16 protein-coding genes and 5 pseudogenes are annotated in these 17,883 nt (G+C 69.9%); 15 read left to right on the forward strand and 6 right to left on the reverse strand.

The window, feature by feature from the left end:
- Positions 1–25 precede the first annotated feature (25 nt).
- The gene (locus ACIBNA_RS41005) at positions 26–1,270 is read right to left on the reverse strand and encodes an MFS transporter (RefSeq protein ID WP_399170411.1); all 1,245 of its coding nucleotides are present in this window, start codon (positions 1,268–1,270) and stop codon (positions 26–28) included.
- Positions 1,267–2,637, reverse strand: a complete 1,371-nt coding sequence (locus ACIBNA_RS41010) for a rhodanese-like domain-containing protein (RefSeq protein WP_399170412.1) — start codon at positions 2,635–2,637, stop codon at positions 1,267–1,269. Before ACIBNA_RS41010 ends, ACIBNA_RS41005 begins: the two co-directional genes overlap by 4 nt.
- Before the next feature lie 76 nt (positions 2,638–2,713).
- Between ACIBNA_RS41010 and ACIBNA_RS41015 the strand changes: the two genes are divergently transcribed.
- The 11 genes and pseudogenes from ACIBNA_RS41015 (at position 2,714) to ACIBNA_RS41065 (ending at position 11,085) form a co-directional block, all read left to right on the forward strand.
- Positions 2,714–3,391, forward strand: coding sequence for an ArsR/SmtB family transcription factor (locus ACIBNA_RS41015; RefSeq protein ID WP_399170413.1), 678 nt, complete (start codon positions 2,714–2,716; stop codon positions 3,389–3,391).
- Positions 3,388–4,563, forward strand: a complete 1,176-nt coding sequence (locus tag ACIBNA_RS41020; protein WP_399170414.1) for a cysteine desulfurase family protein — start codon at positions 3,388–3,390, stop codon at positions 4,561–4,563. The genes ACIBNA_RS41015 and ACIBNA_RS41020 overlap by 4 nt, the downstream gene beginning before the upstream one ends.
- 32 nt (positions 4,564–4,595) lie before the next feature.
- Entirely contained in the window at positions 4,596–5,120 is a 525-nt protein-coding gene (locus tag ACIBNA_RS41025) for a CehA/McbA family metallohydrolase (RefSeq protein ID WP_399170429.1), read from the forward strand.
- Between the two features lie 58 nt (positions 5,121–5,178).
- A protein-coding gene (locus tag ACIBNA_RS41030; RefSeq protein WP_399170415.1) for an IS5 family transposase occupies positions 5,179–6,013 on the forward strand; the annotation gives its coding sequence in 2 pieces (ribosomal slippage) (positions 5,179–5,661 and positions 5,663–6,013; 834 coding nt in all).
- Positions 6,014–6,074: 61 nt separating this feature from the next.
- Positions 6,075–6,992, forward strand: coding sequence for an RCC1 domain-containing protein (locus ACIBNA_RS41035; protein WP_399170416.1), 918 nt, complete (start codon positions 6,075–6,077; stop codon positions 6,990–6,992).
- A gap of 170 nt (positions 6,993–7,162) precedes the next feature.
- Positions 7,163–7,336: a hypothetical protein gene (locus ACIBNA_RS41040; RefSeq protein ID WP_399170417.1), complete on the forward strand. Its 174-nt coding sequence runs from the start codon at positions 7,163–7,165 to the stop codon at positions 7,334–7,336.
- On the forward strand, positions 7,333–7,476 hold the full coding sequence (locus tag ACIBNA_RS41045) for a hypothetical protein (RefSeq protein WP_399170418.1): 144 nt from the start codon (positions 7,333–7,335) through the stop codon (positions 7,474–7,476). Before ACIBNA_RS41040 ends, ACIBNA_RS41045 begins: the two co-directional genes overlap by 4 nt.
- A 178-nt stretch (positions 7,477–7,654) precedes the next feature.
- Positions 7,655–8,513: pseudogene (locus ACIBNA_RS41050) on the forward strand (IS5 family transposase).
- A gap of 570 nt (positions 8,514–9,083) precedes the next feature.
- Positions 9,084–9,569 (forward strand): hypothetical protein, encoded by a 486-nt coding sequence (locus ACIBNA_RS41055; RefSeq protein WP_399170420.1) that lies wholly within the window; start codon positions 9,084–9,086, stop codon positions 9,567–9,569.
- A gap of 477 nt (positions 9,570–10,046) precedes the next feature.
- The gene (locus tag ACIBNA_RS41060) at positions 10,047–10,451 is read left to right on the forward strand and encodes a hypothetical protein (RefSeq protein WP_399170421.1); all 405 of its coding nucleotides are present in this window, start codon (positions 10,047–10,049) and stop codon (positions 10,449–10,451) included.
- A 73-nt stretch (positions 10,452–10,524) separates the two neighbouring features.
- Positions 10,525–11,085, forward strand: a complete 561-nt coding sequence (locus ACIBNA_RS41065) for a hypothetical protein (RefSeq protein ID WP_399170422.1) — start codon at positions 10,525–10,527, stop codon at positions 11,083–11,085.
- A 1,137-nt stretch (positions 11,086–12,222) separates the two neighbouring features.
- Here ACIBNA_RS41065 and ACIBNA_RS41070 read toward each other — a convergent pair.
- From ACIBNA_RS41070 to ACIBNA_RS41080, 3 genes and pseudogenes are all read right to left on the reverse strand, one after another.
- Positions 12,223–12,969 carry a phosphotransferase family protein gene (locus tag ACIBNA_RS41070; protein ID WP_399170423.1) on the reverse strand — a complete coding sequence of 249 codons (747 nt, stop codon included), beginning with the start codon at positions 12,967–12,969 and terminating at the stop codon, positions 12,223–12,225.
- Positions 12,970–13,046: 77 nt separating this feature from the next.
- Positions 13,047–13,677: pseudogene (locus ACIBNA_RS41075) on the reverse strand (transposase family protein); the annotation flags it as partial.
- 83 nt (positions 13,678–13,760) lie between these two features.
- Positions 13,761–14,913, reverse strand: a pseudogene (locus ACIBNA_RS41080) (flavoprotein); the annotation flags it as partial.
- Between the two features lie 152 nt (positions 14,914–15,065).
- Between ACIBNA_RS41080 and ACIBNA_RS41085 the strand changes: the two are divergent.
- A complete protein-coding gene (locus ACIBNA_RS41085; protein WP_399170424.1) occupies positions 15,066–16,139 on the forward strand; it encodes a flavin-containing monooxygenase in 1,074 nt (357 codons plus the stop codon).
- Between the two features lie 87 nt (positions 16,140–16,226).
- Positions 16,227–16,601 (forward strand): ArsR/SmtB family transcription factor, encoded by a 375-nt coding sequence (locus ACIBNA_RS41090; RefSeq protein WP_399170425.1) that lies wholly within the window; start codon positions 16,227–16,229, stop codon positions 16,599–16,601.
- Between the two features lie 148 nt (positions 16,602–16,749).
- On the opposite strand, the pseudogene ACIBNA_RS41095 reads toward ACIBNA_RS41090, so the two are convergent.
- A pseudogene (locus tag ACIBNA_RS41095) lies at positions 16,750–16,890 on the reverse strand (pyridine nucleotide-disulfide oxidoreductase); the annotation flags it as partial.
- A gap of 1 nt (position 16,891) precedes the next feature.
- On the opposite strand from ACIBNA_RS41095, the pseudogene ACIBNA_RS41100 reads away from it, so the two are divergent.
- Together ACIBNA_RS41100 and ACIBNA_RS41105 are read left to right on the forward strand one after the other, a co-directional pair.
- Positions 16,892–17,164, forward strand: a pseudogene (locus ACIBNA_RS41100) (transposase); the annotation flags it as partial.
- 136 nt (positions 17,165–17,300) lie between these two features.
- Positions 17,301–17,477: a hypothetical protein gene (locus ACIBNA_RS41105; RefSeq protein ID WP_399170426.1), complete on the forward strand. Its 177-nt coding sequence runs from the start codon at positions 17,301–17,303 to the stop codon at positions 17,475–17,477.
- The last annotated feature ends 406 nt before the right edge of the window (positions 17,478–17,883 follow it).

The raw sequence follows: 17,883 nt of genomic DNA on the forward strand, positions 1-17,883 counted from the left end.
ACCGTGGGCGTACGAGATCAGCTCATCACGAGCGTGCGTGAGTTTCGTACATGCGGACCGCGACGATCAGGCCGGAGACGGCGGTGAGGGCTGCGACAGCCCAGATCGCGGTGGTGATGCCGTAGGCGTCGGCGAGGAGGCCGGCGAGGAGGGCGCCGACGGCGAAGCCGCCGTCGCGCCACAGGCGGTAGACGCCGACGGCGCGGGCGCGCCAGGCGGGGTGGGCGACGTCGCCGATGACGGCGAGCAGCGTCGGGTAGACCAGTGCGGTGCCGATGCCGAGCAGGACCTGGGCGAGCGCCCAGGCGGGGAACGTGGTCGCGGCGGCGACGAGGCCGATGGCGGCGGCCTGGAGCAGCATGCCGGCGGTGACGAGGTGCTTGCGGCCGATGTGGTCGGACCACCAGCCGGTGAGCATCTGGCCCGCGCCCCAGACGGCCGGGTAGAGGGCGGCGAGGACGCCGATCCGGGCGATGGACAGGCCGTGCGCGGCGAAGAGCAGCGGGAAGATGCCCCAGGCGAGGGCGTCGTTGAGGTTGTTGACCATGCCGGCCTGGCTGGCGGCGGACAGTGCCTTGTCGGTGATGCTGGTGTGGCGGGCGATCTGCGCCGTGGACATGTCCGTGGTGGTCTGGGCGGGGTGGAGGGCGGCTTCGGCGCGGGCGTGGTCGCGGGTCTCGCGGACGGCGAGGGTTGACAGGGCCAGGGCGAGGACGAGGTAGGCGGCGCCGAGCAGGAAGGGCTCGGGGCGTAGTCCGGCGTGTTCTGCGATGGCGCCGGTGGCCATCGCGGTGACCGCGAGCGCGCCGTAGCCGGCTGCTTCGTTGAAGCCCATGGCCAGTCCGCGGCGCTGGGGGCCGACCAGGTCGATCTTCATGATGACGGTGGTGGACCAGGTCAGGCCCTGGTTGACGCCGAGCAGGACGTTGGCGGCGATGATCCAGCCCCAGGATGGGCCCCAGGCCAGCATCGCGGGCACAGGCAGGGCGATCAGCCAGCCGGCGATCAGGACGGGCTTGCGGCCGTAGCGGTCGGACCAGGTGCCCGCGAAGAAGTTGGTGATCGCCTTGGTGGTGCCGAAGGCCAGGATGTAGGTGAGGGCGGCGGTGTAGGCGGAGAGGTGGAAGACCTCGTCGGCGAGCAGGGGCAGGACGGTGCGTTCCTGGCCGAGCATGCCGCCGACCAGGGCGTTGACGAGGACGAGAATGCTGAACTGAGCGAGGTTGGCGCGCAGTCCGAGGCGGATGCCGCTGTGGGCGGTCGTCGTCACGCGCCCGGCTTCAGCGCGTGTCCGGTGGCCTTGGCCCAGTCGTCCGGTCCGCCGGTGAGGACGGCGAGGCGGTGGCGGCCTGCGCGTTGCAGGAGGCTGGCGGCGGTCATGGCGCGCTCGCCGTGTCCGCAGTGCACCACGGCACCCTGCGGGGCTTGGTCGGCATGGGCGGCCAGTTCGCCGAGTTCGATGCCCATCGAGTCGGGGATGTGCCCGGCGGCGCGCTCGGCTTGCTGGCGGACGTCGAGGACGGGGCGGTCGCCGATGCGGTCGGCGGTGAGCAGTTCGACGGCCTCCTGCTCCCCGTCGTCAATCGTCCAGGCGTCCATGGTCAGGTGGCCGGTCAGTCGCTCGTACCCGATCTTCAGGGCCTGCCAGGTGAGTTCGGCGAGGTCCTGGCTGGGTGCGGTGACGAAGACGAGTGGGGTGTCGTCGGGCAGGAGCCAGCCGAGCCAGGTGGCGAACTGGTCGCGCAGCGGGATCGAGACGGCGCCGGGGATGTGGCCGGCGGCGAAGTCCGGCAGTGGTCGTACGTCGACGATCTGCGTGCCTTGGCCGATCAGTTCGCGTACGGCGGCTGCGGACAGCGTGGGGAGCGAGGGTGCGGCGTCGAGAATCGCGGGGCCGCGCCGGTTGGTCTCGGCGAGGCGGTCGAAGTAGGCGGGGTAGGAGCCGAGGCTGCTGAGCAGGTCGCGGACGAAGGTGTCCTCGTCCGGCGCGGCGAGGAGGGCGTTGGCCTGTTTCTGGGCGCCGATGGTCGTGGTGCGCTCGGCGCCTGGCGGAGCGGAGCAGAAGGAGCCGGCGCCGTGCGTGGGCCACACCGCGGTTGTATCCGGGAGTTCGGCCAGCCGCCGCAGTGAGCGGTACTGGGCACGGGCCAGTTCCTCGGCACGCGCAGCGCCGAGGAGGTCGGTGCGGGCAGCGGAGCCGACGATCAGCGACCCACCCGTGAAGACTCCCAGCTCCCGCGCGTCGTCCAGGAGCAGGAAGGACAAGTGCTCATCGGTGTGGCCGGGCGTGGCCAGCGCGCGCAGGGTCAGCCCGCCCAGGTCGGTCTCGTCGCCGTCGGCGAGCGCGGAGTGCGGGAAGGCACGATGTCCGGCCGCCGAGGCGAGCACGGTGGCGCCGTCGTCGGCGGCGAGTTGGAGGGCGCCGGTGAGGAAGTCGGCGTGCAGGTGGGTCTCGGCGGCGAATGCCACGGTCAGCCCGCGCCGTTCGGCAGCCTCCCGCAAAGCGCGCAGGTCGCGGCTCGCGTCCACCGCCAGGGCGCGGCCGTCACCGAGGTCGACGAGGTAGGCGCTGTTGCCCAGCCCGGCGTCGACCAGCGGTATCAGGTGGTCGTCGGCGAAGCCCATCGGGTCCTCCAAGGTTCGGATGCGAGAAGGCGTGTGGTCACGCCCCTCCCCTTCCCCTACAATATTCCATGGATTCATGGAGGATGTCATGACGGGAAACACCACGGCCGGTACCAAAGCGCAGCTGTACGACGCGTTCGCGGCCAGTGGCAAGGCACTGGCCAGCGGAAAGCGCCTGGAACTGCTCGACCTGCTGGCCCAGGGCGAGCGGACGGTGGACGCGCTGGCCAAAGCGGCGGGGCTGAATCTGACGACGGCCTCGGCGCATTTGCAGACCCTCAAGCAGGCCGGGTTCGTCGCCACCCGCCGCGAGGGCGTGCGCATCCACTACCGGCTCGGCGGCGACGACGTCGCCCAGCTGTTCGCGCTGCTGCGCAAGGTCGCCGAGCGCCACCAGGCGGCCGTACCCGCGGCGCGGGACGCCTACCTCGGTGACGATGGCGCGGCGGAGGTCACCCGCGAAGAGCTGCGCGCCCGCGTGGCGACCGGGGACGTGGTGGTACTGGATGTGCGGCCAGTGGAGGAGTACCGGGCTGGGCACATCCCGGGCGCGGTGTCGATCCCGGTCGAGGAACTGGCCGACCGCATCGACGAGTTGCCTGAGGAGACGGAGATCGTCGTGTACTGCCGGGGTGAGTATTGCGTGCTCGCCTACGACGCGGTGCGACTGCTGACCGACCGTGGACGGCGGGCGATCCGCCTGAACGACGGGATGCTGGAGTGGCGCCTGGCCGACTTGCCCGTCGACGCCGGGGGCCTGGCATGACCGGCAGCGGCGTGCCCGCGCATCCGGGGCTTGCTGGCGGGCCGGTCTACCTGGACTACAACGCCACAACCCCGGTGGATCCTCGGGTGGCAAAGGCGATGCTGCCGCACTTGACGGACTTCTTCGGCAACCCATCCAGCAGCCACCCGTACAGCGCCGAGCCCCGGCAGGCGCTGGCCGAGGCGCGCACACAGATCGCCGCCCTGATCGGTGCCCGTGCCGAGGAGATCGCGTTCACCGCCTCCGGCTCCGAGGCCGACCTGCTGGCACTGCGCGGTGCGGTTCTCGCCGCCGGCCGCCCGCGCCCGCATGTGATCACTCAGGTCACCGAGCACCCGGCCGTGCTGGAGACCTGCCACGCGCTGGAGCACCTGCACGGCGTGCGGGTGACGGTGCTGCCGGTCGGCGGTGACGGACTGGTCGACCCGGCGGCGCTGGCTGCGGCGCTCACCGAGGAGACGGTGCTGGTGTCGGTGATGGCCGCCAACAACGAGACCGGCGCCCTCCAGCCGATCCGGGAGCTGACCGAACTCGCGCACGCGCACGGGGCACTATTCCACTGCGACGCCGCCCAGGCGGCGGGGAAGATCCCCCTCGACGTCCGCGACCTGGGCGTGGACCTGCTCACCGTCGTGGGGCACAAGATGTACGCCCCGAAGGGCGCGGCCGCGCTGTACGTACGCGACGGCGTGCGGCTCGAGCCGGTGGTCTACGGCGGCGGGCAGGAACGGGGCCTGCGGGCCGGGACGGAGAACGTCGCCCTGGCCGTCGCCCTCGGCACGGCTGCCCGGATCGCGGCCGCTGACCTCGCCGACGGTGCCCAGGACCGGATCGCGGCCCTGCGCGACGATCTCCATCAGCGGCTGACGGCGGCGCTGCCGGGCCGGGTCCACCTCAACGGCCCTGAGAGGGATCGCCTGCCGAACACGCTGAACGTCAGCATCGACGGCACCCTCGGCCACGAACTCCTCGCCGCTGCCCACCAGATCGCGGCCTCCACCGGGTCGGCCTGCCACAGCGGCACCCACACCCCCTCCCCGATCCTGACCGCCATGGGCCTGCCCGCGAAGCGTGCGCTGGGCGCGCTGCGGCTGTCGCTGGGCCGCTGGACCACGACCGGCGACATCGAGACGGCGGCAGACGCACTCACCAAGGCGGCTGCCGCGCACTGACCGGGCTTGCTGCAGTCCCCGGATGGGGGCATCTGGCCGCCGATGACTTCTTGATCGTTCTCGGTGAGGAAGTGACCACGAAGACCGGACACTGGCTCGCGCTCGGCATCGACCCCGGCCAGGTCGTTGACCGGAACCACCAGGTCAGAGACGGACTGATCGATCAGTGCCTGGACCAGGTCCATCGAGTTGGGGGCCTGTGCGTGGCCGCACACCCGCATGCGCCCTATCCGTCGGGCAACTTCCTGTTCCCCTTCCGGGGCTTCGACGTGGTGGAGGTGTGGAACGGATTGTGGACTTCGGACCGGCCCTGGAACGCCGACAACGAGGCCGCCCTGGCGGAGTGGGGGCGGAGCCTCGCAGCCGACATCCAGACGGGCCCGTGGCGGCCGGCGATGGGCAACAGCGACACGCACTTGGAGGGGCAGATCGGCATCCCTCACACCGTGGTCTTCGCCGAGGAACTGAGTACGGAGGCGATCCTGGCGGGAATCGGTCCGGGCCGCAGCTGGGTCGCTGAGTTGGCGGACGTGGACTTAGGACTGGAATCAGAATGAGGTCTCTGAGGCTCGGGAATGACGGCGTGTCAGTTCGCGTTCATGCGGCCCAGAGGGGGTGGTTGCGACCGAGACTCGTGGTGGGCGCAAGCCGTGGGAGGTTGACGATGGCCTGTGGGAGCGTATCGAGCCGCTGTTGCCGGTGATTGAGCGGCGCTTCCGGTACCCGGGGCGTCGTCGGCTCGATGACCGGCGGGTTCTGTGCGGCATCCTGTTCGTGCTCTACACCGGCATCCCCTGGCGCTACCTCCCGCAGGAACTCGGCTTCGGCTCCGGGATGACCTGTTGGAGGCGACTGCGGGAGTGGAATGAGGCTGGGGTCTGGCAGCGCCTGCACGAGATGCTGCTGGCCGAACTGCGGGCGGCCGGCGTACTGGATCTGTCCCGGGCGTCGGTTGACTCGAGCCATCTGCGGGCGATGAAAGGTGGTGCGGCCACCGGCCCGTCCCCGGTGGACCGGGGCAATACCGGCAGCAAGCATCACGTGATCGTCGAGGCCCACGGCATCCCGCTGGCCGCCACGCTGACCGGCGGCAACCGCAAACGACGTGACCCAGCTGATCCCACTGATCCGAGCCGTCCCGCCGATCCGAGGCAAACGCGGCCAACCGCTGCGCCGCCCGAAGCACCTCTACGCCGACCGCGGCTACGACCACGAGAGCTACCGCGAGCAGGTCCGACGGTTCGAAATCACCCCGCACATCGCCCGGCGCGGCATCGAACACGGCTCCGGACTCGGCGTACACCGCTGGGTCGTGGAAGGCGCCATCGCACTACTGCACTGGTTCCGCCGCCTACGCATCCGCTGGGAGATCCGTGACGACGTCCACCAGGTCTTCATCACACTCGGTTGTGCCGTCATCTGCTGGCGACGACTGAGGACCCCGCTCTGATTCCAGTGCAAAGTAAGGTGGAATCCCATGTCGCGAACTCGCGCCAGCACAAGGAGGCGGAATGCTCGCTAACCCGTCGGCGCTGGCGGCCGGAAGGCGTCATTCGGTCGGACGGCGCTGGGATGGAACCGTTCTCGCCGTGGGCAATACCGCAGCCGCTGAATGTCGTGTCGAGCGATGGGAAGACGTCATCGCGGTGGCAGCTGGCAACGTCCATACCGCGACGAACACGGGCAGGTCTCATACGGTGGGACTCCGGTCGGACGGTACGGTGCTGGCAACGGGGTGGAATGGCGATGGGCAATGTGATGTCGCCGGATGGCGAGGCATCACGGCCGTGGCCGCAGGCTGGCGCCGCACGCTCGGGCTACTCGCGAATGGCCGCGTGCTAGCAGTTGGCCGGAGTTCAGAAGGACAGTGCGACGTGCAGTCCTGGCGCGAGATGGTCGACCTCTCGTGTGGTGACTGGCACTCGGTCGGCGTCCGGTCGGACGGTTCTGCACTGGCCACGGGGAACAACCGACGACGGCAGTGTGCCGTTGAAGGGTGGCGTGACCTAGCCGCCATTTCGGCCGGGTATCTCCATACCGTCGGCCTGAGAGCCGATGGGCGGGCAGTAGCGACCGGAGACCGGGCAACCGGGGCGTGCGAGGTCGATGAGTGGGAAGACGTGGTGGAGCTCGGCGCGGGCAGCTACCACACCGTCGGGGTCACTGCGTCCGGACGGGTCCTCGCAGCAGGGGACAACAGCTACGGACAGTGCGAAGTCGGCGATTGGCGCGACATTGTCGCCGTGGCGGCCGGTTCAACGCACACCCTTGGCCTGCGTGCCAACGGCACAGTCGTGACCACAGGGAACAACGCCGACAGACAGTGCGAAGTCGATGCCTGGTCCGGAGTTCAGCTTCCACAGGCCTCCGGGCCGCTCCAACGCGAACTGACACGCCGTCATTCCCGCGCCACAGAGACCTCATTCTGATTCCAGTCCTTACTCGGGTGACGACGAGCGCTACGGCGTCGACGCGGTCTTCTTCTGGCCTCGCCTGTACCTCATCCTTCCCGACCAGACTCGGCAGGCACTGGCGCAGGCCCGCGCGGCTATGGAACAGATGCTGGTCCTGGCGACGCTCCTGCTCACGGGCGGCTGCGGTGGCCGTCGTCATGGGCCTGGCCGGACCGCTCCCCCTCGCGGTCTGGACGTGGACCACGGCGGGCTGTCTCCTGCTGGCGCTGCTGTCCTACCGCTCCGCGGTCAGTGCGGCCATCGCATACGGCGATCTCGTCCGAGCCGCTTCGACCTGCACCGGCGTGAGCTGCTGGTGAAGCTGGGGCTGAAGCCGCCCGCGACGCTCTCCGAGGAACGGGCCCTGTGGACCGCGCTGTCCCAGCAGTTGTTCCGGCGAGGCACCAACCATCCGGAGCTGCTTCGGTTCGAACCACCGGCCGGTGAATCCGGTGCTTGACCCTCGCGTTGCCGGCGCGGACGGCGGCCGGACGCGGCAGGGAGCTGTACATCACCGGCAAGACGGTGAGCGTCCATATGAATGCCTCACGGTGACGGACTCCTGGCCGGAAGTCCTGGCGCCAAGTACATGTGCGGCTAGAGCGTGTCTCTTTGGTGGGTTGGTCAGTTGATCGGATGTGTCTGTCCGGTTGGTGATCAGTGATGCGATGTGGGACCGGATCGAGCCGTTGATGCCGGCTGATCCCGTCCGTGGACGGCGGCGGGCCGACCATCGTCGGACCTGGAGGCCATCGCGTGGAAGTACCGCACCTGCTCGCCCTGGCGTGACCTGCCTGATGAGCTGGGTTCGTTCCAGACCGCTCACAAGCGCCTCCTGCGGTGGGCAGTCGATGGCACCTGGAACGGCTTCCCAGCGCCGTTCTCGCCGCGGCGGACGCCGACGACGATATCGGCTGGACCGTGTCCGTGGACTCCACCGTCTGCCGGGCCCACCAGCACGCTGCCGTCCAGGAAAAAGGGGGTTCCCGGCCTGTCCGAACCCGACGATCACGGACTCGGACGCTCCCGTGGCGGGCTGAGCACCAAGGTGCATCTGGCCAGCGACGGGCAAGCACGGCCTCGCCTTCGTCGTCACCGCGGGCCAGGCCGGTGACGCACCGGCATTCGAAGCCGTCATGGCCCGGATCCGGGTGCCGCGACGGGAGGGCGGCAGGCCCGGAACCCGGCCTGCCGTCGTTCGCGCGGACCGTGCCCACTATCGCGCGCGATCCGCGGGCATCTCCGCCGCCGCGGCATCCGCACCGTCATCCCGCAACCGTCCGACCAGATCGGCCACCGCCTGCGGCGCGGCCGACTCGGCGGCAGCGGCAGACCACCCGGCTTCGACGCCGAGACCTACAACAGCGGAACACCGTCGAACGCTGCATCAACCGTTTGAAGCAGTGGCGCGGCATAGCCATGCGAACCGACAAACTCGCCATCGCCTACCAGGCCGCACTCCACCTCGCCGCCATCCTCATCTGGACCCGCAGCTGACCAAAGAGACAGAACCTAGCCGAGATGACCAGCCGCTTCGGGATCTGGGACCAGGTCACCAGCGTCTCCGGCCAGCCCACCACACCCTGAGCGCAGCGGCCGGAATCCGGCCCCACCATGCCCCGACACACCGTCAGACACCCACGCACCCAACAACGTGACAACGCCGCGACGAGACCCACGCGACCGCCGGACTCGTTGGCGCAAGCCGGTGCGGAGCGAGAGGCCACCTCATGGCGGCTCCCACCCTCCAGGCCGCTGACCAGGGCAAATATAAGAGCCCGGGTGCAGCACTAGCCGTTGCGTGGAGTGTTATCAATGCACGACACGCCAGCAGCAGCGTGAAGGAGCGTCAGCCCAGTCCCCCGAGCGGCTCAACCCCCTCTCAAGGAGCATTGTCCTCCATATTTTTGATGGACCATCAGAAGATCGAATCTGGTCTTTCGAACACCCGATCGGCCCCTTTTCGGAACCCGTCAGACCATTCTGAGGTGGCGACAGAAAGAGGCGTGAGTAAGTTCATTGATGGTCGGCCGCTCAGCTGACATCCCTGAGAGATGGAGAACCGGAATGTCTGAGAGAAAGAGAAACGGAACGCGTAGGCGTATCGTTGTGGCGATCGCAGCGTCGGTGGGCATCACGGCCATGGCTGCAACGGGTGTGAACTACGCCTCGGCCTCGAGTACCGTCCCGCAATCCGCCCCGTCGGCGCGGGATGCCGATGCCTCTGTTCCGCTCGGAGGCGACGGCCAGACCCACTTCGGCCACAGGAACGACGACGCTGGACAGATCCACGTCAACGAGCGAAGCTATTCAGCCAAGCCGGGTGTGTGCACCGCTGTGATCAGCAGTCCCGCCACCAGCTTCAACGTCCGAAACGAGAGTGACAGGACCGTCGAATTCTTCACCGGGATTACCTGCGACAACGGCGCTGCAATTGCGACTATTGGGCCCGGAAACTCCAGCAGCGCAATCCCCGGCACGACGGTCTTCGACGGGGCCGCGGTGCCATTCGCGCTCGTAGGCAGCTTCCGAGCGATCGGTAAACACCACTGACCCTCACCCGGACCGAAGGCAGCGACAACGAACTGCGTGCAGTCTGCCCGCTGCCCCGGAGTGGCGACCAGGGACAGCGGGCGGCAGCGGCCGTCCGCACTCAGGTGGAGCTTGCTGGTGAACCCGCCGTGCGAGCGGCCCAGGCCCTCACCTCCCGCACCACCTCCACCAGGCGGGCGAGCAGGTTCTGCCATGACGTCTCGGCCTACACGGCCAGCCGGTAGCCCGGTTGCCCGCCCTCTCTGTGCGGGCCGGGAACGCTGGCTGTTTCCTCACCCTCCGCATTCCTTGAAGGCCCCGTTGCCCACGTCGGCAACGGGGCCTTCGGCATGCCCACACACTCCAGGGAGACCGCTCATGTCGCGTGTCCGCTTCGTCAACCCCGAGCTTCAGGCCGTCTACGCCTACCTCAGCCCTGCGGTGCCGACAGTCCGGCGAACACCGCCGAGGCCATCGCCGCCCACGAAGGCCTGAACCTTGCCGCTGACCTGGCCGCCATACGCCGACGCACGGCCCGCTCCGCCGGGCCACGGCCGCGCGGACCGTGACGCCCGCCGCCGCGAGGACCACCGTTCGCTGGAGTCCTACGCCTTCACCATACTCAACCGCCAGGCCCCGCACCTGCGTACGGCCCAACTACGTCCCCGGGCGCAGGCCTGGGCGCAGCTGGGGCTGTGGCCCGAGGAGATGCAGGCGTGGATCGGCGCACTCGGCGTGGACCGCGCCGCAGTCGTCCTCGACTGCACCACAGCGGGGATCGCCCTGTCCGCGATGGACGTCGTTCTGGACGGTATCCGCGCCAAGCGGCTCCTGCGGGGCGGCGAGCCCGCCTTCTCGGTGCTGGCCCGCGCCGCGAGTTGTGGGCGCAGCCTGGGCGCGTAACTCCCGGCCCGGGCCGCCGGGCCCGCGTTCGCCCACGGCCCTGCGACCGCTGCGGCGTCAGCCTGCCCGGGCTGTGAGCAAGTGGGACCGGGTGGATGTTGGAGGGCTGCGCCGGCACCAGCGACTCCGCTTCCGCGACGAGGTCGAGGCCGAAGAGGCCCTCGCCCGCGGCCAACTACTCGCCGGCATGAGCACGGACGACGACCGGCTGGCCCTGACCGGCCCGGCAGGCGCGGAGGCCGAAACGCGACTCGCCGCGTTCGCCCGCCACGCCGCCTTCAACGGCCAGATCGTCACCGACGAAGCCCGGCTACGCCGCATCATGGCCCGCCATGACCCTCACCTGTACCTGGGCACCTTCCTCACCTGCGTCTCCAACCCCGACCGCGCCCTGTGCCGCACACCGTCCGGCCCCACCGAAACGCCGGTCATGGCCGACTGTCAACCGTTGGCCTGCCGCAACACCGCCCTCACCCCCGCCAACCGCCACGCCCTGGGCGGCCACCTCGCCTCCCTGGACACCGCCCTCGCCGACGGCGACCGCCTCGCCCCCTACGTCCGCCACCGCCTCGAAGAACAACGCCGCGAGACGACCGCCTTCCTCACCCGACACGCCCCGGAGCCCACGTCGTGAAACGCGCCCTGCCCGACGCCGACACCGTCAAGGCCGCCACCGGCCGTCGGCCCACCATCACCGCTGTCGAGCGGCACCTCGGCATCCCGCACGCCACCTTCCACCGCCACTACAGCGACCTGATTGACACCCACTTCCGCCCTCGTATCCCAGTGCCCGCCCAGCCCGCGTCGTCCGGCGAGAAGAACAGCGAACGAAGGGAGGCGAACCTGCACCGGCTGCGGCAGGAGAACACCGTCCTGCGCCAGGGCGCTACCGTCCATCCCCTGCACGTCCGTACCCGGCCGGGCCGGAGAGCCAAAGCTGAGGTGCGTCCGTTCGGTGCTGCCCAGCGTTCGGACGGCGAGGAAGCCGCGTACACGTGGCGATGTGGATCTGCCCTCCGAACGAGCCGATACCCGCCGAAACCTGGCGGGCGCTTCCCCGGAGGGGACTCTTCGCGGCGGATGGATCACGGAACAGAAGTTCAGGACAGGATTTGCCCTTGTCCGCTCTCCACGTCTTCCAGCTGTCAATGGCCATCCGCAGCATGGTCTGGGCGCCGAGGGATGGCTCGCGACGCGGTATCAGGGTGTAGCCACCGTCAGCCGTTCCGGAGCGGTCACGTTTACAGTTCCGTCCGCTGCGACCGTGACGTCCAGTTGGACTACGCCGGCTTGGAGCCCCGTCACCGTGAGCGGTGCGTACGTCGAGGCGAAGGTCGGCGCCACCGTGACCGTGTCGGTCGGGACGTCCGCGTTCAGGCCGAGGGCCGCTTGGAGTACGAGGATCGCGGACGTGGCCGCCCATGCCTGCGGCCAGCAGGACGCCGGGGAGGAGGGGGCGGGGTGCGGGGGCCCTGCCGGCTGCCGTGACCGGCGAGGAGCTCGGGGAGTCGGGCATCGAAGGCCGTCGACGCGGTCAGCAGACCAGATGCCAGTGTGGCGGCGTCGTCCGGAAATCCGGACCGGCCGTGCACTGCGATCGCGGTGTCGTGCGGCCAGATCGAGCCGACGTGGTAGCCGTGCCACGTTCGTCAGTCTTCAGCGGATGCCAGCAATTCTGGCACTTTGCTGAGAGTAAGGGCGGGCGATCGCCCCAGGGGATGGCCTGCTCGATGCGTCAGAACGCATACGTAGCAGTCGGGCCCGCGCAGCCTCACATCCGGTTTCTCAGCACGTCGACCTCACAGCCCGGCGCGAAGGGGTCGAAGCCGTGCTCGATCAGCCAGCGAACTGCCAGCAGGCTTCGCAACGACCACCACGCGTGGATCACGTCGAGGTCGATGTCGGTGCCATAGCCCGCGACGACGTCGTCGAGGTGCTCCTCGTGTCCGAGCGTGAAGGTGGCGAGGTCGTACAGGGCATCACCCTGGCCCGCCTCGGACCAGTCGATGATGCCGGTGACCTCGTCGCCGTCGACGAAGACGTGCGCGATCTGCAGATCGCCGTGTGTGAACGCCGGAGTCCACGGCCGGAGCGCGGCCTCGGCGACCTGGCGGTTGCGGGTGACCAGGTCAGCGGGCAGGACACCGTTCGTCACGAGCAACTCGCACTCGTCGTCGAGTTCCGCCGCCAGCGCGACGATGCTCCGCCCGGCCCGGCCCGGCAGGGGCGGCAGCGGCGCTTCGTGCAGCTTCCGGATGGCGGCGCCCGCCGCGGCCCACGCCGCCGGCGACCCGGTCGACGGCCCGCCGAGGCGCCCAAGCGTCGTCCCCGGGAGTGCGGCGATCGCGAGCACGGGCGGCTGGCGCCACAGGACCTCCGGGGTCGGGACCGGCGCGAGGGACATCGCCTCGACCTCGACGTCGATGCGCGCCTGATCGGCGTCCACTTTCAGGAACACGTCGCCGACGCGCAGAGTCGCGCGCTCGGAATGGGCGACAACGACTTTGACCTCATCCATGGGCGACCAGTATCCCGGGGATGATCCCCGACGTCGCCAGGTTTATCACGTGCGATGACGCGGCTGACCGCGTCCCGCTACCCGGCGGTCTCGTGCACGACACCGACCTCTGACCAGGTCAAGCCCACCACTTTTGTCAGGAGTCCTAAAGCGCCGTGCTGTCGGCAGGCGCGGAAGGTCTTGTAGTTCTTCATCCGGCCGATCACGTGCTCGACGCGGGCGTGGACCTTGCGGTGCTCAGAGTTGCCTTCTTCCTCGCCCTTCAGCAGGGGTCGTCCGGGGCGTTTGCGGTGCGGGGTGATCAGCCCGTGTTGATGTAGGCGCCGTCGGCGAGCACGGTCACGCCCTGGCAGTGCTCGGTCAGGCCCGAGTCCCGCCATGCTTTCGCATCGGCGGTGGCGCCGGGCACTGGCCGGGCCGTCGCCACGAGGCGGGTGTCCGCATCCACGATGACCTGTACGTTCGCGGAGAACCGGTAATTGCGGGAAGAGGCCCCCACGTTCCGGTCGCGGACCGGGATGAGCGTGCCGTCGACGATCCATAACCGCTCGATGGCCTCCTGCGGTGCACGGACCGGCTCGAGTGCGAGCAGGCGAGCTGCCGCATCATGAGATTCGTGCGGTAGTAGACGGCGACCAGCGCCGTCACAGAGGCCGAAGGCAGCCCTCCAGCCCGTGCGGACCCTCCCCGTCCGTGCCGAGCCGGCAGGGCCCCTACTGAACACCCCCGCACGCGGGGCCGCGACCGGAATGGGGGACCGGTCGCGGCCCCGCGCTGCCCTGCCTGGTCGGTCACGAGCCGCAGCAGCCGCCCGCCGGGGCCTGATCGGCAGCCGCCCCGACCGCGGCGGGGGCGCCGAGCTCGACGAGCTGAACCGCGGGCGCGCAGCACCCGCCGCGATCGGCCTGCTGAGTGTCGGGGGCGTCGAACAGGCCGGCGCCGCCGCGGACTCCGGTCTCGGGGAGGGTGGGTTCCACGCCGTCGGCGGAGGCGAGGTCGCCGGCGATCGCGGCGGCGACGGAGCGGACCTGCTCGTAGCCGGTCATCGCGAGGAAGGTGGGGGCGCGGCCGTAGGACTTCATCCCGACCAGGTACACCCCGGGTTCGGGATGGGAGAGCTCGCGGTGGCCGTGCGGGTAGGCGGTGCCGCAGGAGTGCTGGTTCGGGTCGATCAGCGGCGCCAGCTCGACCGGTGCCTGGAGGCGCTCGTCGAAAGCCAGGCGCAGCTCCTCCAGGAAGAACAGGTCGGGGCGGAAGCCGGTCAGCACGATCACCTCGTCGACCGTATCTAGGCGGCGCCCGTCCTCGCCGACCAGGACAAGGCGGCCGTCGTCCGCCCGCGCGATCGCCTCGGTACGAAAGCCGGTGACCGCGTCCGCGTAGCCCTCGTCGACGGCGGCCTTCGCCGCCAGGCCCAGCGCGCCGCGAGCCGGGAGCTGGCCTCGCCTCCGCCGAAGGTGGAGCCCGAGATGCCCCGGCGCAGGATCCACACCGCCTTCGTCCCCGCCGTCGTCGGACTTCGCGAGGTCGGCGAGGTGGGCGAGCGCCGTGAAGGCGGAGGCGCCGGAGCCGATCACGGCGGTGCGCTTGCCCGCGTACCGGGCGGCGCGGAGGGCCGGGTCCTTGACGTCGGGGAGGCGGTAGGTGATGCGGTCGGACGCGGCCTTCTCGCCCAGCGTCGGCAGGCCGCTGCCACCGGCCGGGCTCGAGGTGGTCCAGGTACCGGATGCGTCGATCACCGCACGGGCGACGATGCGTTCCTCGCGACCGTCGGCCGTGGCGAGGTGGACGACGAACGGCTGGGCTTCGCGGTCAGCGTCGACGATCCGGTCACGTCCCGCGCCGGGAACCGAAGCGGACACGCTTGCCGAGGAGGTCGGCCAAGGGCTTCAGGTACTGCTCGGCCCAGTCGCCGCCTGAGGGGTACGTGCTTGCGTTGGGCCGGCCCCGACGACCACGACAGGCAGCTCGGTGGTGGGAGGCGCGTTCACGGCGACTCCTTTTTTACTTCGACATCCGTCGATGCTTGCGTCGCCGACATCCACCTGCTTCGATAAGCATCAACATAGACAGCCGTCGAAATGAGGGGTTTGTTCATGGAGTACGCCGATGTCGCGGTGATCGGGGGCGGGCAGTCCGGGCTGGTCGCCGCGTACGTCCTGCGCCAGCGGGGTCTTGCGCCGGTGGTGCTGGAGGCGTCCGGGCGGGCGGCCGGCTCGTGGCCCGACTACTACGACAGCCTCACGCTGCTCTCGCCCGCCCACTTCAGCGCCCTGCCGGGCCTGCCATTCGATGGCGACGGCGACCGTTATCCGCACCGCGACGAAGTCGTCGACCACCTCACCCGCTACGCGGACCGCCTGGATGCCGACATCCGCACCCACACCCGCATCGAGAGCGTGGAGCATGACAGCACCGGCTTCACGCTGCGCACCGCCGACGGCCGCCGCCTGGGTGCGGCCGGGATCGTCGCGGCGAGCGGGGCCTTCGGCAACCCGCTGCTGCCTGACCTTCCCGGCCGGCAAGGCTTCACCGGCGAACTGCGGCACGTCGCCGACTACCGCAGCCCCGAGCCCTACGCGGGCAAGCGGATCGTGGTGGTGGGCGGCGGCAGCTCCGCCGTCCAAGTCGGCCACGAACTGGCGGACGTGGCCAGGGTGACCCTGGCCACCCGCGCCCCGGTTCGCTTCCTTCCACGGCTGCGCGACGGCAAAGACCTGCACCACTGGCTCACGACCAGCGGCTTCGACCATCTGCCGCCGGAATGGCTGATCCATTTCGTCGCCGGCACCCTCGTGCTCGACACCGGCCTCTACAAGGACGCCCTGGAGACCGGGCATCTTCCGCGGCGGCCGATGTTCACCGCCCTTGACGGTGACGCGGTCGTGTGGGCCGACGGAGCCCGGGAGCAGGTCGATGTAGTGCTGCTCGCCACCGGATACCGGCCGAACCTGGGTTACCTGACCAAGCTCGGCGCTCTCGACGAGCAGGGTGCGCCTCTGCACAGCGGCGGCATATCCGCCACCCACCCGGGCCTGGTCTACCTCGGCCTGGAGTTCCAGCGTTCCTTCGCCTCGAACACGCTGCGCGGCGTCGGACGGGATGCGCAGTACGTGATCGACGCACTGGCCGCCCACGTCCGCAAGGCCCCGGCCGCGGCCGGGCTCTGACGCTCCAGCGGGCGGGGGCGGCGTGCGGGCCAGCTGAGCGGCGCCGTCCCTCGCCCAAACTGATTCGACGTGTGTCAACATAGATGCATGTCACATGCGAAGGTGCTGCCGCTGCTGGAACCCGACGCCGGTCCGGATGTGGTTCCGTGCTGCCCGCCGCTGACCGAGCGCCCGTTCACCGCGGAGGAGGCCGAGACGGCTGCGCGGATGTTCAAGGCGCTCGGTGATCCGGTGCGGCTGCGGCTGTTCTCCGCCGTGGCCTCGCACGAGGGCGGGGAGGCGTGCGTGTGCGACATCTCCGACGTCGGCGTCTCCCAGCCCACGGTCAGTCATCACCTGAAGAAGCTGAAGGAGGCCGGGCTGCTCACCTCCGAGCGGCGCGGCACCTGGGTCTACTACCGGGTCGAGCCGTCCGTGCTCGCGGCCATGGGCAAGCTGCTCGCACTGCCGGTCGCCTCCTGACGCACAGCGGGAAGAGGGGCCGGAGCGTCGTCTCGGCGCTTGCCAAGGCGCTCCTGGAGTCAACCGATTGCCGTGACCGACCCGGACACCTGCGCGGCCGGCGCCATCTGCACGCCTCCTCGCCCGGCCCTGACACCGGTGCGCGGCGTCAGCCGCTCAGCAGCTGCGCGATGTCCCGGGCGGCGTCACGGGTCGGGCGGCCCACACCGATGAGCGTGGCGGAGGCCGGGCCGGTCCAGTCGCCGTGGCCGAGCAGGTGCAGCCGTGGTTCGCCGAGCGCGCGGGTGCCGTCGGGCTACTCGTCCACGAAGATCCGCTCCTACCTGCGCAGGCGAGGCATCAAGGCCGCGATCCCGGAGCGGATCGACCAGATCAACGGCCGTATCCGGCGCGGCGAGAGCCGCTGCCGGCTCGACCAAGCTGCCTACCGGCGCCGCAACGTCGTCGAACGCTGCTTCAACAAGCTCAAACACAACAAGGCCCTGGCCACCCGCTACGACAAACTCGCCCGCCACTACCAGGCCCTGGTCACCATCGCCTGCCTGCAACTCTGGCTGCCCTGACATTGCGGACACGGCCTAGTACTCCAGCAGTACTTTGATGCACCGCATCGCAGGCAAGAAGTGCGGAGCTGGCCGCTCTGGCCCTGTCGCGAGCGCGGGAGGAGCATGGGAGACGAGCGACCAAGGGAGGCCCGCCATGAAGACCGGAGCCTCGGATTACGAGCTCTGGCTGTACTCGCACACGCCCTCCCAGGCCGAGGGCGAGCGCGATGAACCGTCCGAGCGTGCGGCAGTGGAGCAGCACCCGGACGTCCCCAGGACCGAGCCGTCCCAGGCGGAGGGCGAGCGGGTGGACGACTTCCGGACCGCATGACCGCCGACAAACGATCAATGAACGGCGCGGGGCGGCGCGTGAGCGGCCTTCGAGGCTGAGGAACCTCTAGGTCAGATGATGCATCTGTACACGCGAGGTGCCTGTCATCTCCGGTGAGCGACAGAGCAGACGTCAGTCGACCTGTTCTCCCCGTGCCCGTGCGGCGGCTCGCGCAGCCGAGCACCTGTCTCCGCCGGCTCCGGCCAGCTGGGCGGGGACGGAGGCGAGTGCGGCCGGGATCGTACCGGAGAGCACGGGCATGGTTGCCTCGCCGAAGGTGAACACAGGGGCTCTGACCAGCCACATCACACGGAAACCGGGGGACGCCGCACGTGCGCATCGCCTTCCTGCTGCACAACGCCTACGCGATGGGCGGCACCGTACGGACGACCATGACCCTCGCCGA

Origin of the sequence: Streptomyces sp. NPDC050164 (assembly GCF_044459945.1) — a bacterium.
In the GTDB taxonomy this organism is placed as follows: domain Bacteria; phylum Actinomycetota; class Actinomycetes; order Streptomycetales; family Streptomycetaceae; genus Streptomyces; species Streptomyces coeruleorubidus_A.